The sequence below is a fragment of the Actinomycetospora sp. genome, from assembly GCF_036497585.1.
Classification (GTDB): Bacteria; Actinomycetota; Actinomycetes; order Mycobacteriales; family Pseudonocardiaceae; genus Actinomycetospora.
In genome coordinates, this window is sequence record NZ_DASXJD010000100.1 from 1 (window position 1) to 13,144 (window position 13,144).

At 73.1% G+C, this 13,144-nt stretch carries 14 protein-coding genes, 1 tRNA gene and 1 pseudogene; 9 read left to right on the forward strand and 7 right to left on the reverse strand.

Features of this window, described 5'->3' with window-relative positions:
- Positions 1-411, reverse strand: a 411-nt coding sequence (locus VGH76_RS09590) for a DUF3662 domain-containing protein (RefSeq protein WP_331556433.1), incomplete at its 3' end; no start/stop codon positions are given.
- A gap of 183 nt (positions 412-594) precedes the next feature.
- On the opposite strand from VGH76_RS09590, the gene VGH76_RS09595 reads away from it, so the two are divergent.
- Positions 595-677: transfer RNA gene (locus VGH76_RS09595), tRNA-Leu, on the forward strand.
- 30 nt (positions 678-707) lie between these two features.
- Positions 708-1,760: a DUF4185 domain-containing protein gene (locus VGH76_RS09600; protein ID WP_331556434.1), complete on the forward strand. Its 1,053-nt coding sequence runs from the start codon at positions 708-710 to the stop codon at positions 1,758-1,760.
- Here the strand turns inward: VGH76_RS09600 and rfbB are convergent.
- The gene (gene rfbB / locus VGH76_RS09605; RefSeq protein ID WP_331556435.1) at positions 1,747-2,781 is read right to left on the reverse strand and encodes a dTDP-glucose 4,6-dehydratase; all 1,035 of its coding nucleotides are present in this window, start codon (positions 2,779-2,781) and stop codon (positions 1,747-1,749) included. The two genes, VGH76_RS09600 and rfbB, sit on opposite strands and share 14 nt — an antisense overlap.
- A 129-nt stretch (positions 2,782-2,910) precedes the next feature.
- On the opposite strand from rfbB, the gene serS reads away from it, so the two are divergent.
- Positions 2,911-4,212, forward strand: coding sequence for a serine--tRNA ligase (serS, locus tag VGH76_RS09610; protein ID WP_331556436.1), 1,302 nt, complete (start codon positions 2,911-2,913; stop codon positions 4,210-4,212).
- An 18-nt stretch (positions 4,213-4,230) separates the two neighbouring features.
- Here serS and VGH76_RS09615 read toward each other — a convergent pair whose 3' ends face one another.
- Together VGH76_RS09615 and VGH76_RS09620 are read right to left on the reverse strand one after the other, a co-directional pair.
- Positions 4,231-5,064, reverse strand: coding sequence for a thioesterase family protein (locus VGH76_RS09615; RefSeq protein WP_331556437.1), 834 nt, complete (start codon positions 5,062-5,064; stop codon positions 4,231-4,233).
- Complete coding sequence (locus VGH76_RS09620; protein WP_331556438.1) at positions 5,064-5,537, reverse strand: antitoxin; 474 nt, start codon at positions 5,535-5,537, stop codon at positions 5,064-5,066. The genes VGH76_RS09615 and VGH76_RS09620 overlap by 1 nt, the downstream gene beginning before the upstream one ends.
- A gap of 286 nt (positions 5,538-5,823) precedes the next feature.
- Between VGH76_RS09620 and VGH76_RS09625 the strand changes: the two genes are divergently transcribed.
- Positions 5,824-7,326, forward strand: a complete 1,503-nt coding sequence (locus VGH76_RS09625) for a serine/threonine-protein kinase (RefSeq protein ID WP_331556440.1) — start codon at positions 5,824-5,826, stop codon at positions 7,324-7,326.
- A 36-nt stretch (positions 7,327-7,362) separates the two neighbouring features.
- Here VGH76_RS09625 and VGH76_RS09630 read toward each other — a convergent pair whose 3' ends face one another.
- On the reverse strand, positions 7,363-9,768 hold the full coding sequence (locus VGH76_RS09630; protein WP_331556441.1) for a glycoside hydrolase family 65 protein: 2,406 nt from the start codon (positions 9,766-9,768) through the stop codon (positions 7,363-7,365).
- A gap of 63 nt (positions 9,769-9,831) precedes the next feature.
- Here VGH76_RS09630 and VGH76_RS09635 point away from each other — a divergent pair, with 63 nt between their 5' ends.
- The 5 genes and pseudogenes from VGH76_RS09635 to VGH76_RS09650 all read left to right on the forward strand — a co-directional run bounded on the left by VGH76_RS09635 (position 9,832) and on the right by VGH76_RS09650 (position 12,225).
- On the forward strand, positions 9,832-10,044 hold the full coding sequence (locus VGH76_RS09635; protein WP_331556442.1) for a helix-turn-helix domain-containing protein: 213 nt from the start codon (positions 9,832-9,834) through the stop codon (positions 10,042-10,044).
- Positions 10,045-10,196: 152 nt separating this feature from the next.
- A pseudogene (locus VGH76_RS27955) lies at positions 10,197-10,385 on the forward strand (IclR family transcriptional regulator domain-containing protein); the annotation flags it as partial.
- Between the two features lie 104 nt (positions 10,386-10,489).
- Positions 10,490-10,669: a hypothetical protein gene (locus tag VGH76_RS09640; RefSeq protein ID WP_331556443.1), complete on the forward strand. Its 180-nt coding sequence runs from the start codon at positions 10,490-10,492 to the stop codon at positions 10,667-10,669.
- Between the two features lie 32 nt (positions 10,670-10,701).
- Positions 10,702-11,832, forward strand: a complete 1,131-nt coding sequence (locus tag VGH76_RS09645) for a 5-methyltetrahydropteroyltriglutamate--homocysteine S-methyltransferase (RefSeq protein ID WP_331556444.1) — start codon at positions 10,702-10,704, stop codon at positions 11,830-11,832.
- A gap of 96 nt (positions 11,833-11,928) precedes the next feature.
- The gene (locus VGH76_RS09650; RefSeq protein WP_331556445.1) at positions 11,929-12,225 is read left to right on the forward strand and encodes a hypothetical protein; all 297 of its coding nucleotides are present in this window, start codon (positions 11,929-11,931) and stop codon (positions 12,223-12,225) included.
- A 220-nt stretch (positions 12,226-12,445) separates the two neighbouring features.
- Here VGH76_RS09650 and VGH76_RS09655 read toward each other — a convergent pair whose 3' ends face one another.
- Together VGH76_RS09655 and VGH76_RS09660 are read right to left on the reverse strand one after the other, a co-directional pair.
- Positions 12,446-12,766, reverse strand: a complete 321-nt coding sequence (locus VGH76_RS09655) for an iron-sulfur cluster assembly protein (RefSeq protein WP_414637698.1) — start codon at positions 12,764-12,766, stop codon at positions 12,446-12,448.
- On the reverse strand, positions 12,763-13,144 hold a 382-nt coding region (locus VGH76_RS09660), incomplete at its 5' end, for an amidohydrolase family protein (protein ID WP_331556446.1). The genes VGH76_RS09655 and VGH76_RS09660, both read right to left, overlap by 4 nt.

Here is a 13,144-nt window from a genome sequence, read left to right on the forward strand (position 1 = left end):
TCCTGCGGTTCGGGGGCTCGCGGTCCGCTGCCGCGACGCGTCGGGGTCAACGGACGACTTGGTGCGGAACTGTCCCGTGTGCAGCGCGTCGGAACGCTCCAGAGAGACTACGACCTCACCGTATGTCTCCCACCCGCCCTCCGTGAGGTGCTCTTCCACGCAGTCGATCAGCGAGTGGGTGATGGTCTCTTCGTCCCCCGCCATCCGAGCATGGTCGGCGGGGCTGAGCGCCACCGTGTAGTGGTTGGGTGCCAGTTGGCGCCCACCTGCCAAGACTCGCACGCCGTCCTCCGCCTCGCGCCGGAGGGCCTGTGCGATCTCCTGGGGAACGACCTTGCCGCCGAAGACCCGCGCGAAGGTGTCACCCACGAAGCCTTCGAGCGCACGCTCGAAGCGCTGTGCGCGCCCCACCCGCGATCCCTCCTCCCGACTCCGCCGTCCCGACATCACCCCGTTCGGAGTGTCGCCACCCGGGCGGGGTGTCACAATGGTATCGGTCGCCGACCCGAGCGCGTTGACCTCCTTCGTGGTGGGCCTCCGCGTGCGTGCTACGGTCGATCCGTCGATCACCGCGAGGCGGGGCGACACCACTCGGGGCGAGTGGCGGAATGGCAGACGCGCACGGTTCAGGTCCGTGTATCCGAAAGGATGTGGGGGTTCAACTCCCCCCTCGCCCACACTCACTCTCCCGCGGGCACGCTGGTGTCATGCGACCCGCCCGCAAGGTCTGCGATCTCACCGGTCCTGGTCTGACCGACCGCTTCGGCGTCGGCGGCACCGACCTCGGTGCCACGGTCCGCGCGCCGGACGGTCGCCTGGTGTCGGTGTTCGGTGACACGTTCGAGGACGCGGGTGTCGGCGGGGCGGGCTGGCGCTCCCCGATCGTCCTGTTCGCCGACCCCGGCTCGCTCGCCACGGGCCTGCGCTGGACCGGGTCGGCCGGCCCGGACGAGTACGCCTACCAGGTCGTCGACTACACCCACCACGGCTACCGGCGGGTGCGCTCCGGTCCGCTCGGCTGGCGGCAGGTCTCGACGGTGCTGCCCACCGACCTGCTGACCGTCGGTGGCGACCTCTGGTTGCACGTCATGGCCTGCCGCGGCCTCGGCAACGTCCGGGCCACCGAGCTCCACCGCTCCCGCGACTCCGGGGTGACCTGGGACCCGGCCGGCGTCCGCTGGCCCGGTAACCACCTCGGCGGGCTGTTCCAGATGCTGACCTGGGAGGCCGACGCCGACGGGGAGTGGGTGTACGCCCTGTCCACCGGCTTCCAGCGCGCCCACGGACTGCTCCTGCAGCGGGTGCCGGCCGACCGGCTCACCGGCCCGGACGCGTGGCAGGGCTGGGGCTGGGACGGCACCGACTGGGGCTGGGACCGCTCGCCCACCCTGGTGCTCCCCGGCGCCTTCGGGGAGATGTCCCTGCGCCGGGTGCCGGACGCGTCGGGCCACGAGTGGTGGCTGCTCGTCGTCTTCGACGCCGGGAACTACCGCATCGATGCCTACCTGCTCGACCACCCGACGGCGAACCTGCACGAGGCGCCACGGGCGACGCTCGTGCACGGCTGCGGATGGGGCGAGGAGGACCACGACGCCGGGCGTGTCGCCCAGCTCTACGGCGGTTACATCGTCCCGGGCTCGACGCTGTCCGGGCTGCACCTCGTGGTCAGCCAGTGGAACACCGGGACGAACTGGCCCTACCGCTCGATGCAGTTCCGCGCCGACGTGGGTGCGCTGGCGCGCTCGCTCACGTGGCCGTAGGCCTCCAGTCGGCGTCGGCTCCCTCGACGACGGGGGAGCGGCCGAGCAGGGGGCGCCACCAGGCCTCGTTGGCGCGGTACCAGGCCACGGTGTCGGCGATGCCCTCGGTCCACTGGACGGTCGGGGCCCAGCCGAGCTCGGTGCGCAGCTTGGTCGAGTCGAGCAGGTAGCGCCGGTCGTGGCTGGGCCGGTCCGGGACGATCGTCTTCAGTTCCGGGCCGAGGCCCAGGGCGCCGAGCACGGTGTCGGCGATGCCCTCGATGTCGACCTCGACCCCGGACCCGACGTTGTAGGTCTCCCCGACCCGGCCGTGGTGGAGCACCGCGTCGATCGCGCTGGCGTGGTCGGAGACGTGCAGCCACTCGCGGCGGTTCTTGGTCGAGGCGTAGAGCGGCAGTGGCTGCCCGGCCAGCGCGCGGGTGGTGAACAGCGGGATGACCTTCTCGGGGAACTGGCGCGGCCCGTAGTTGTTGCTGCAGTTGGTGATGGTGACCGGGATGTCGTAGGTCAGCCCGTAGGCGCGCACCACGTGGTCGCCGCCGGCCTTGGCCGCGTTGTACGGGGTGCGCGGCAGGTACGGCGAGTCCTCGGTGAACGCCTCGTCGGCATCCAAGGACAGGTCGCCGTAGACCTCGCAGGTGGAGATGTGGTGGAACCGCGACACCCCGACCCGGCGCACCGCCTCGAGCAGCGCCTGGGTGCCCATGACGTTGGTGGCGAAGAAGTCGCCGGGGCCCAGGATCGCCAGCGAGTTGTGGGACTCGGCGGCGAAGTTGACCACCACGTCCACCGAGTACGCGCGCAGCAGGTGCGCGACCAGGTCGGTGTTGGCGATCGAGCCGTGCACGAACTCCACCCCGTCGAGCAGCTGCCCGTCGGGGCCGTTCAACGACTCCCGGACCCCGGCGTAGGTCAGCGCGTCCAGCGCCAGCACCCGGTCACCCGGGTGGGCCGCACGCCAGTAGCGGACGAAGTTCGACCCGATGAAACCGGCTGCACCGGTCACGAGAACGGTGGACACTCGGGTTCTCCTGGGATCTCCGATTGCTCGCGGGCGTCCACGAACCTAACGGACCGCGCCCGACGCCCCGTCGAGCCGGTGGGGCACCCTGGTTACCGGACGAATCCGCACGATCAACCAGAGGACGGCATGCACGACGCACGGACCCTCATCGAGCTCGGCGACGAGGCGGTCCGCCGCCTCGCGCGGCGCGGCTACGCGCTGGACCTGGCGGGCCTCGAGGCGCTCTCCGCGCAGCGCAACTCCTCGATCGCCCGGACCGACGACCTACGGGCGGAGTCCAAGCGGGTCGCCGCGGAGGTCGGGCGGGTCGCGAAGGAGACGAAGGGCCAGGGTCCGGAGGTCGAGAAGCTCAAGGCCCGGGCCCGCGAGCTCAAGGACGAGATCCGCGAGGCGGACGACGCGGTGGCCGCCGCCGAGGGCGCGCTGCGCGAGGTGCTGCTCGCGATCCCGAACCTCCCCGACGACGAGACCCCGGACGGCGACTCCGACGCGGACGCCCTGGAGGTCCGCCGGTGGGGGGCCCCGCCGGAGTTCTCGTTCGAACCCAAGGACCACGTCGACCTCGGCGAGGCCATGGGCATCCTCGACTTCGGACGTGCCGCGAAGCTCTCGGGCGCCCGGTTCAGCGTCGCCCGCGGGCCCGGCGCCGTCCTCGAGCGGGCGCTGGCCTCGCTCTTCCTCGCGCTGCACACCGGTCGCCACGGCTACACCGAGTTCTCGGTGCCCTACCTGGTCACCCCGGAGACGATGACCGGCACCGGGCAGCTGCCGAAGTTCGAGGAGGACCTGTTCCGGACCGGCACCGACGACCGGAGCCTCTACCTCATCCCCACCGCCGAGGTCCCGCTCACGAACCTGCACGCCGGCGAGATGCTCGACGCGGACGCGCTCCCGCTCGCGTACACGGCCTGGACGCCGTGCTTCCGCTCCGAGGCGGGCAGCTACGGGCGGGACACCCGCGGCATCCTGCGCCTGCACCAGTTCTCCAAGGTCGAGATGGTGCGCTTCTGCGACGCCGAGGAGTCCGGCACCGAGCTGGAGCTGATGGTCTCCCACGCCGAGGCGTGCCTGCAGGCGCTCGGCCTGGCCTACCGCGTGGTCCGGCTCGCGGCCGGCGACATGGGCTTCGCGGCCCGGATGACCTATGACGTCGAGGTCTGGCTGCCCAGCCAGGGCACCTTCCGCGAGATCTCGTCGTGCTCGGACTGCGGGACGTTCCAGTCGCGCCGGGCCGGGATCCGGGCGAAGGACGCCCAGGGGACCCGGCAGGCCGTCGCCACCCTCAACGGCTCCGGCCTGCCGATCGGGCGGGCGATGGCCGCGGTGCTCGAACAGTTCCAGGAGCCCGACGGGTCGGTGTCGATCCCCGAGGTGCTGCACCCCTACACCGGGTTCCGCCGCATCCTCGCCGACGGCAGCACGGAGTAGATCAGCGACCGACCCGCATCATCGACGCACGGCGGCGAGCTGGGTGGCCTGACCGACCATCCGGCCGTCGGCGTCCCACACCCGGCAGGTCTCGTGCATCCGCTCGCCGGCGACGTGGTCCACCCACTGGGTGGCGCGCAGCGGGCCGGGGGCGGGCACGGCGTGGACGTGCGCGGTCAGTGACATCGTCGGTGACCACCCGGTCAGGCCGAGGTCGAAGCAGGCGGGCGGCAGGACGTCGAGCGCGACGAGCAGGCCGATGGGGGACCAGGTCTCGCGGGTGTCGAGCTCGACCCATCCGGAGAGGCGGCCCTCGCCGGTCGGCCGCCCGGACAGGAACCCCAGCGAGGGCGGGTCCAGGCGGGCGTCCACGACGTCCATCAGCGGCAGGCCGCCCCGACCGTCGGGCGTCTCGACCGGTCGGCGGTCGCACTGCTCGAACGGGGGGAGCGCGATCGGGGCGGGCGAGACGTCGCCCTCGTGGGGGCCAGGCGCGGGCGCGGCGCCCAGGACGATGGCGACCTCCACGCACGGCCGGTCGTCCTGGTCGAGGCGGACCCGGACCTGGGTGGCGGCCCGGCCGCGGCGCAGGACGTCGACGTTGACGCCGGCGGGCCCGGGGTCGGGCGCGCGCAGGAACGTCCCGGTGACGGTCTCGGGGACGTCGTGCACCCCGGTGTCGGGGGTGGCGCCCGTCTCCGCGAGCTCGTCCACCGCGGCCTGGGCCAGCACGGCGAGCAGGTAGCCGCCGTGCATCTTCGGCCCGATGCGCCACTGCTCGTCGAGCAGGGCCGTGCGCCGCCCGGGCTCGCCGGACGGCTCCGTGGAGGTCGCCTTCGCCAGCTCCGCCATCAGACCTGCGGCGGGCGCGGCGGCAGGTCGCCGTCGTCGGGGGTGATCGGGCCGGGCGGCGTGGCGCCGGGGGCGCTCTCGCTCGGCGGCGTCGGTACGTCGGGCGACGCGGCCGCGTGCGGCGCCGCCGCGTGGCCGCCCTGCTCGGGAGTGATCGGGCCGGGCGGCGTCGTGCCCGGGGCGCCGCTGCCGGGCGCCGGGTCACCGGCCGAGGCGCCGGGAGCACCAGGGGCGCCCGACGTCGGCGTCGAGGAGCCCTGCGAGGCGACCCAGCCGATGCCCTCGCCGACCTTGGACTCGACCTTGCCGACGTGGTCGGAGTACTTCCCGTGGGTCTTCTCGTCGACCCAGCGGGCGGCCTTGCCGAGGGCGCCCTTGAGGGTGTCCTCGTTCTCCGAGACCTTGTGGCTCACGGTGTCGCGCAGGTCGGACGCCGTCTGCTTGCCCTGGCGGATGATCTCGTCACGGTCCATGGCGGTTCCTCGTGCTCTCTCGCGGGTGCGGAGGTTGCCCAGTACCCGAATATAGCCGCCGTCACCGACACCGAGATCGTCTCGGCGAAGGTCACGAAACGGTCACCCGCCGCTCACGAGGCGTGGCAGCCCGGCACCGTCGACCGCGGTGGGACGGGGTGGCCGACGACCCTGGGGGAGGGACACGGCACCATGGGACCCTCAGGCGCCCGGCGCGAGCCGGGACGCCGCGGTCCGGCGGGGGCGGACCGGGGTCGGCAGGAGCGGACGAGGAGGCACGCGGGCGGTGAGTTCGACGGAGGCGGGTCCCCCGTCCACCGTGGGCGCGGGCCGGTACACGCTCGGCGACCTCATCGGTCGAGGCGGCGCCGCGGAGGTCTTCCGCGCCCGCGACGAGCTGCTCGGGCGCGACGTCGCGGTCAAGCTGTTCCCGGCCGGCGTCGGCGAGGCGGACGAGTCGCGGCGCCAGCGCGAGGTCCAGACGCTCGCCGGGATGAACCACCCCGGCCTGGTGACGATCTACGACGTCGGCCAGGAGGGCAGCCGCGCCTACTTCGTCATGCAGCTCATCGAGGGCGAGTCCCTCGCCGACCGCATCCGCAGCGGTCCGCTGCGGCTCGGCGACGTCGTCGCGCTCGGTGCCGCGCTCGCCGACGCCCTCACCTATGTGCACCGCCACGGCGTCGTCCACCGTGACATCAAGCCGGGCAACGTCCTGCTCGACACCGAGGGCCGCCCGCACCTGTCGGACTTCGGCATCGCCGTGCTCGCCGACGCCACCAACATCACCGCCACCGGCATGGTGATCGGCACCGCGTCGTACCTCTCGCCCGAGCAGGTCCGCGGGCAGCCGGTCGGGTCGGCCTCGGACGTCTACGCCCTCGGCCTGGTCCTGCTCGAGTGCATCACCGCCCGCCGCGAGTACCCGGGCAACGCCCTCGAGGCCGCCGTCGCGCGGCTGCACCGCCCGCCGGACATCCCGCCGGACCTGCCCGCCCCGCTGGGCGGCCTGCTCGTTGCGATGACCCGCGACGAGCCCGCGGAGCGCCCGACCACCGAGCAGGTCGTCGGCGAGCTGCGCATGATCGCGCGCGACGCCGGCATGGACGCCGAGACGGTGCTGGCGCCCGCCCCGGTCACCGGTGCGACGAACGCCATGCGCACCACCGCCATGGGTCCTCCCGGGACCGGGCCCGGCATGGCCACCGGCACCGGCGCGACCTACGCGATGGGTCCGGGCGCGCCTCCCGGCGCCTACGACCCCTACGGCGCGACGCAGCGGGTCGGCACCCCGCCCGGCGGCTACCCGCCCTACGGCCAGGACGGCCGGACGGCGCTCGTCGGACCCGGTACGGCCGCGGGGGTGCCCGCCGCCGTGGAGCCCACCGGCCGGAAGCGCTGGCCGATCGTCGTCGCCATCGTCGCCGTGCTCCTCGTCGCCGCAGGCGTGGGCGCGTACGCGCTGCTCGCGGGCAACAGCACCCAGCTCCCCGCCCCGGCGCCGACCGCGGTCCCGTCGCTCGCCCCGACGACGACCACGACGACGACCGAGGAGGAGACCCGGCGGTCCACCCGCCGTACGACGACCCAGGAGTCGACCACCACGCAGGCGCCCCCGCCGCTGGTGACGACGACGCAGGCCCCGCCGCCGACCACGCAGCAACAGCAGCAGACGACGACGGTGGCCCCCACGACGACGACGGCCCAGAACCCGCAGGGCGGCGTGCTGTCCCCGGGCGGCGGGTTCGTCCGCGGCCAGCAGCAGGACCCCGGCGCCACCGGCGGGTGAGACCGGCCGCGCGGGGGACCCCGCGCGGCCGACGCCCTACTGGTGCATGCGGCGGAACAGCGGTGCGCGCCCGGGCGGCTGGTCGATCGAGCCGCGGGGCGGCGCGGCCGGGATCTCGAAGGTCTGCGCCTCTCCCGCGACGAGGGTGAATTCGTCGTCGTGGTGGCGCAGGTCGAGGTCCTCGGCCGACGACGGCTCCATCCCGGCGGGCCCGGACCGGCTCTCGGGCACCTCCTCGAGGGTGTAGGTCGCCTCGCCGTGGCCGACGTCGACGTGGACCGAGCGCCCGCGCCAGAGCAGCCGGAAGCGCAGCCCCGAGACCGCCGAGGGGAGCCGGGGCGCGAACGTGAGCCGGCCGTTGTGCGTGCGCATCCCACCGAGACCCTGGACGACCGCGGTCCACGAGCTCGCGAGCGCGGCCAGGTGGATGCCGTCGCGGACGTTGTTCTCGAGGTCCGCGAGGTCCATCTGCGAGGACTCGCAGAGGTAGTCGTAGGCCAGGTCGAGGTGGCCGGTCTCGGCGGCCATGACGGCGAGGGTGCCGGGGGAGAGCGAGGAGTCGCGGACGGTGATCCGCTCGTAGTAGGCGAAGTTGTCCGCCTTCTGGTCCTGGGTGAACGCGTCGGGGCACTGGACCATCGCGAGCACCAGGTCCGGCTGCTTGACGACCTGCTTGCGGTAGAGGTCGAAGTACGGGTAGTTCAGCAGCAGCGGGTAGTTCTCCTCGGGGGTGTGCTCGAAGTCCCACAGCGCGTGCGAGGTGAAGCCCTCGGCCTGGGCGTGGATGCCGAGCTTCTCGTCGTAGGGGATGACCATCGCGCTCGCGGCGGACCGCCAGCTCGCGATCTCCTCCGAGCTCACCCCGAGCCGCTCGGCCTCCCGGGGGTGGCGCACGGACACGTCGGCGGCGCCGCGCAGGTTCCGCTGCGCCATGAGGTTCGTGTAGACGTTGTTGTCGGCCACCGCCGAGTACTCGTCCGGCCCGGTCACGCCGTCGATGCGGAAGTTCGACTCGCTGTCGTGATGGCCCAGCGAGCGCCACAGGCGGGCGGTCCAGACCAGGATGTCGACGCCGACCTCGCGCTCGAAGTCGTCGTCCGCGGTGGCCGCGACGTAGCGGAGCACGGCGTCGGCGATGTCGGCGTTGACGTGGAACGCGGCGGTGCCCGCCGGCCAGTACCCGGAGCACTCCTCGCCGCGGATCGTGCGCCACGCGAACGCCGAGCCCTCCAGCCCCAGGTGCTCGGCGTGGGCCCGGGCGATGTCGAGGGTCGAGTGCCGCCAGCGCAGCGCGTCGGCCGCGGCCCGGGGCTGGGTGAACATGAAGACCGGGAGCACGAAGGTCTCGGTGTCCCACAGGCAGTGCCCGTCGTAGCCCTGCCCGGTGAGGCCCTTCGCCCCGATCGCCCGCTTCTCGGCGCGGGCCCCCGCCTGCAGCACGTGGAAGAGGCTGAAGCGGATCGCCTGCTGCAGGCGCGGGTCGCCGTCGATCTCGACGTCGGCCCGCGCCCAGAACGCGTCGAGGTACTCGCGCTGCGCCGCCAGCAGGCCGTCCCAGCCGGTGTAGAGCGACGCGTCGAGGGCCGCCTCGACCTGGTCGACGATCGCCGGCTGCGAGCGGGAGCTGGACCAGCCGTACGACAGGAACTTGACGATGCGCAGCGTGTTGCCCGGCTTCAGCCGCGTGATGACGGTGGTGCGACCGACGTTGTTGGAGCAGGAGCTGTCGACCTGCACGTCGTCGGGTCCGAAGACCTGGTGCTCCATCGCGGCGCCGACCCGCAGCTCGGAGCGCCGCGTCTGGTGGGTCATCCGGGCGCCGTAGTGCGAGTGCGAGTGGTGCTCCGGGATCAGCGGATCCTTGAGCGCGGCCGCGACGCGCGGGTCGCCCTCGACCTGGGGCATCTGCTCGTTCGCGAACAGCTCCGACTGCACGACGAGCAGCGCGTCCGACCCGGCGTCCTCGGGGATGGAGACCTCGTAGGAGATCGCGGCGACGGCGCGCTGGGAGAAGGACACGATCCGCTGCGAGGTGACGTCGACGCGCTGCCCGTTGGGGGAGGTCCACTCGACGTGGCGGGTGAGCGTCCCGGCGCGCATGTCGAGGGTGCGCTCGTGGGCGTGCACCTGGCCGTACCGGACGTCGAGCGGCTCGTCGTCGACGAGCAGCCGGATGAGCTTGCCGTTGGGGACGTTGACGAGCGTCTGTCCCTCGTCGGGGAAGCCGAACCCGCCCTCGGCGTAGGGCAGCGGGCGCGACTCGAAGAACGAGTTGAGATACGTCCCCGGCATCCGGTGCGGCTCCCCTTCGTCGAGGTTGCCCCGCATGCCGACGTGGCCGTTCGCGAGCGCGAAGAGCGACTCGGTCTGGCCCAGCAGGTCGACGTCGAGCTCCGGCTCGTGCACCGACCACGGGTCGACGCTGAACACGTTCGAGATCACAGGGGGGACTGTAACCATCCCGAATCCGGCCGGCGGGGCCGCGCGTCGGCCACCATGGGGGACATGGCCGGCCTGGGCTCCGTGCACCGGGCGCTGCGCGTCCTCGAGGTCGTCGCGGACGCGGGTGACGGGATCACCGCGAAGGCCGTCGCCCGTCGCCTGGACTACAACCTCTCGACGACCTACCACCTGCTGTCGAGCCTCGTCGAGGACGGCTACCTCGTGCGCCTGGAGCCCGCCCGCGGCTTCGGTCTTGGCCGAAGCTCCCCGCGCTGAACGACCGGCTGCGCTCGCAGCTGCCGATCCCGCCGGGGCTCGGCGCGACGCTGCGGCAGGCGCACACGACGGCGGGCGCCGGGGTGCTGTACGCCGCCTACCGCGACGCCGACGTCGTCGTGGTCGCCACCGACGACTGCCCCGAGCACCCGGTGCCGACGATCTCGACGTGGCGGGGGGCGCTGCACGCGACCGCCGTCGGGAAGCTCCTCCTGGCCGCGCTCCCGGCGCCCCGGCGCACCGAGGTGCTCGCCCGCGACGGCCTCGTCCACCACGCCCACCGCACGATCGACGCGCTCGAGGACCTCGACCGGGAGCTCGACGCGGTGCGCCACCGGGGCCTCGCGAGCGAGCGGGGCGAGTTCCGGGAGCGGCTGGCGTGCGTGGCCGCCCCGGTCCGGCTGCCCGACGGTGTGGCCCGCTCGCGCGAGGAGGCGCTGGTGGGGTGGGGGCGGTCGCCGTCGCCGTGCCCGTCGTGCCCGCGGGCGGCCCCGGCAGCCTGCACGGCCAGCGCGACCGGCTGGAGCGGGCGGTGCGGACGGCGGCCACCCGGGCGTCCTCGGCCCTGGCCGACGGGCTGCGGACACTCGGGGATCCGGTTTCCACTGGATGGGACGCCCGGTGACCCGGTGGCCCGGGACACGGTGAGCTGTGCGCATGTCCGCAAGGAAGCTGGCCCCGTTCCGCGCCGACCACGTCGGGAGCCTTCTGCGTCCCCCGGCCCTGCTGACGGCGCGCGCCGCGCACGCCGAGGGCCGGCTGGGCGACGACGAGCTGCGCGCGGCCGAGGACGACGCGATCCGCGACGTCGTCGCCATGCAGGAGTCGGTGGGCCTCCAGGCGGCCACCGACGGCGAGTTCCGCCGGACCTCCTGGCACATGGACTTCCTCTACCAGTTCGACGGGGTCTCGTCGTCGAAGGACTCGTCGGTCGAGGTGGCCTTCCGCAACGCGACCGGCAACCTCACCTTCGTCTCGATGTCGCTGGTGATCGACCGCCGGATCGGGCTCTCCACGACGATCTTCGGCGACGCCTTCTCGATGCTGGCCTCGACCGTGACCAGCGCCGTGCCGAAGCTGACGATCCCCTCGCCGTCGATGCTGCACTACCGGCTGGGCGGCGCCCCGGTGCACGAGGGCTCGCCGTACTCCCACCCCGACGAGTTCTGGGCCGACCTGGCGGCGGCGTACCGCGAGGAGATCTCGCGGCTGTACGCGCTGGGTGTGCGCTACCTCCAGCTCGACGACACCTCGCTGGCCTACCTCAACGACCCGGCCCAGCGGGAGTCGATGGCCGCCCGCGGCGAGGACGCCGACCACATGCACGAACGCTACGTCGACACGATCAACGCGGCGCTGTCCGGGCGCCCGGACGACCTGCGGATCACCACGCACATGTGCCGCGGCAACTACCGCTCCTCGTGGGCGGCCGAGGGTGGTTACGACCACGTGGCGGAGAAGGTCTTCGGCGGGCTCGAGGTGGACGGGTTTTTCTGCGAGTACGACGACGCCCGCTCCGGCGACTTCTCCCCGCTGCGCTACCTGCCGCGCGGCGACCAGCAGGTGGTGCTGGGCCTGGTGACGACGAAGTCCGGCGAGCTGGAGGATCCGGACACGCTGAAGCGGCGGATCGAGGAGGCGTCGGAGGTCGTGCCGCTCGAGCAGCTCTGCCTCTCGCCGCAGTGCGGGTTCTCCTCGACAGTGGAGGGCAACGAGCTCTCCTACGAGCAGGAGGTCGCGAAGCTCGAGCTGATCGTCTCGGTTGCGCAGGACGTCTGGGGCTCGTAGCTCCCTTCCCCGGCCCCCGAGGAGATCGCCGACGGCATCCGGTCGCCCACCGAGGGATGGGGCCGATATCTCTACTCGCGCGCCGGCCTTCCGCCGATGCTGTGGAACCCGACCCTGTGCTGGCCGAACGGGCGGTTCCTGGCGACTCCCGACGGCTACCAGCCCGACGTCGGCCTGGCCTGGGAGAACGACTCGATGGAGTTCCACCCCGTCGAGGAGGACGACACCGCACGTCGACGGGCGGACACGGTCGCAGCGGGTGTCGTCGTCGCGCACCACCGTCCGCGTCGCCTGAAGACGGAGCCGGCTCGGGTGATCGAGGAGCTCCGCGCTCACTACGAGCTGGCCGCCTCGCGCCCGACCCCGCACCTCATCGTCGTGCCGACCGCCTGAGCCCGGTCGAGCGAGCGCCACTCTCGCTCGCAGAGAAGCAGCGAGAGTGCCGTTCGCTCGATCAGGGGGTCAGCCGCCGTACCGGACCGCCAGCTGGCCGCGACAGATGCTCGTGTTCGCGTCCACCCCGACCTGGTACGACCGGGCCTTGCGCAGGTGCGGCGGGAGCGCCTCGACGCCGACCGTGCGCCCGCTCGGGTCGACGACGAGCGGGTCGTCGTCACCGGCCGGGATGCCCAGCTCCTGTCGGCGAGCGCGGGGCGTCGGCGACCATGAGGAACGCGAAGTTCGGCGCGCAGAAGTAGGTGGGCAGGCGCGGCCGCACCGAGGCGGCGAACCCCTCGACCTCGACCGAGGCGACGAAGTCGAGCGAGACCACGTCGGCGTCGAGCTCGGGGTCGCGCACAGCGCGCAGCGCCTCCCACACCCGGGCCGCCAGCCCGGTGGCCGCCGCGGCCGCGGCCTCCCCGGAACCGGTGACCCGGGTGTCGGCGGGCGCACCCACGGAGCGCAGCGGAGCTGGGTCCGTGACCACCGTCATGCCTGCGCCACCGCCCGGTCCTCGACCAGCTCGGCGTCGTCACCGGAGGCGGGCGCCGAGGTGTCGGAGGGCAGCTGGAGCTCGGCGGGCACCGGGATGTCGTAGAGCCGCGCCGCGTTGAGGCCGAGGATCTTCTTCTTGCCCTCGACGCCGAGACGGGGGTGGTGGTCGAAGTCGGCCGACTCGGGGAAGTCCCAGTCGACGAGGCCCTCGACCTGCCAGCGCGGCTCCCAGATTCCGTAGTCCGAGCCGAAGGTCATCTTGTCCTCGCCGACCCAGAACAGCAGCTCGCCCATGACCTTCGCGAAGAACCTCGGACGGGCGTGCATGAGCGCGCCGAGCACCACCGAGAGGCCGGCGTAGACGTTGGGCTCCTGC

Coding starts and splice junctions, on each gene's coding strand:
- VGH76_RS09615 (WP_331556437.1), bottom strand. CDS start 5,064: ATGGCGGAGCTGGCGAAGGCGACCTCCACGGAGCCGTCCGGCGAGCCC.
- serS (WP_331556436.1), top strand. CDS start 2,911: ATGCACGACGCACGGACCCTCATCGAGCTCGGCGACGAGGCGGTCCGC.
- VGH76_RS09600 (WP_331556434.1), top strand. CDS start 708: ATGCGACCCGCCCGCAAGGTCTGCGATCTCACCGGTCCTGGTCTGACC.
- VGH76_RS09650 (WP_331556445.1), top strand. CDS start 11,929: ATGCTGTGGAACCCGACCCTGTGCTGGCCGAACGGGCGGTTCCTGGCG.
- VGH76_RS09635 (WP_331556442.1), top strand. CDS start 9,832: ATGGCCGGCCTGGGCTCCGTGCACCGGGCGCTGCGCGTCCTCGAGGTC.
- VGH76_RS09645 (WP_331556444.1), top strand. CDS start 10,702: ATGTCCGCAAGGAAGCTGGCCCCGTTCCGCGCCGACCACGTCGGGAGC.
- VGH76_RS09620 (WP_331556438.1), bottom strand. CDS start 5,537: ATGGACCGTGACGAGATCATCCGCCAGGGCAAGCAGACGGCGTCCGAC.
- VGH76_RS09655 (WP_414637698.1), bottom strand. CDS start 12,766: ATGACGGTGGTCACGGACCCAGCTCCGCTGCGCTCCGTGGGTGCGCCC.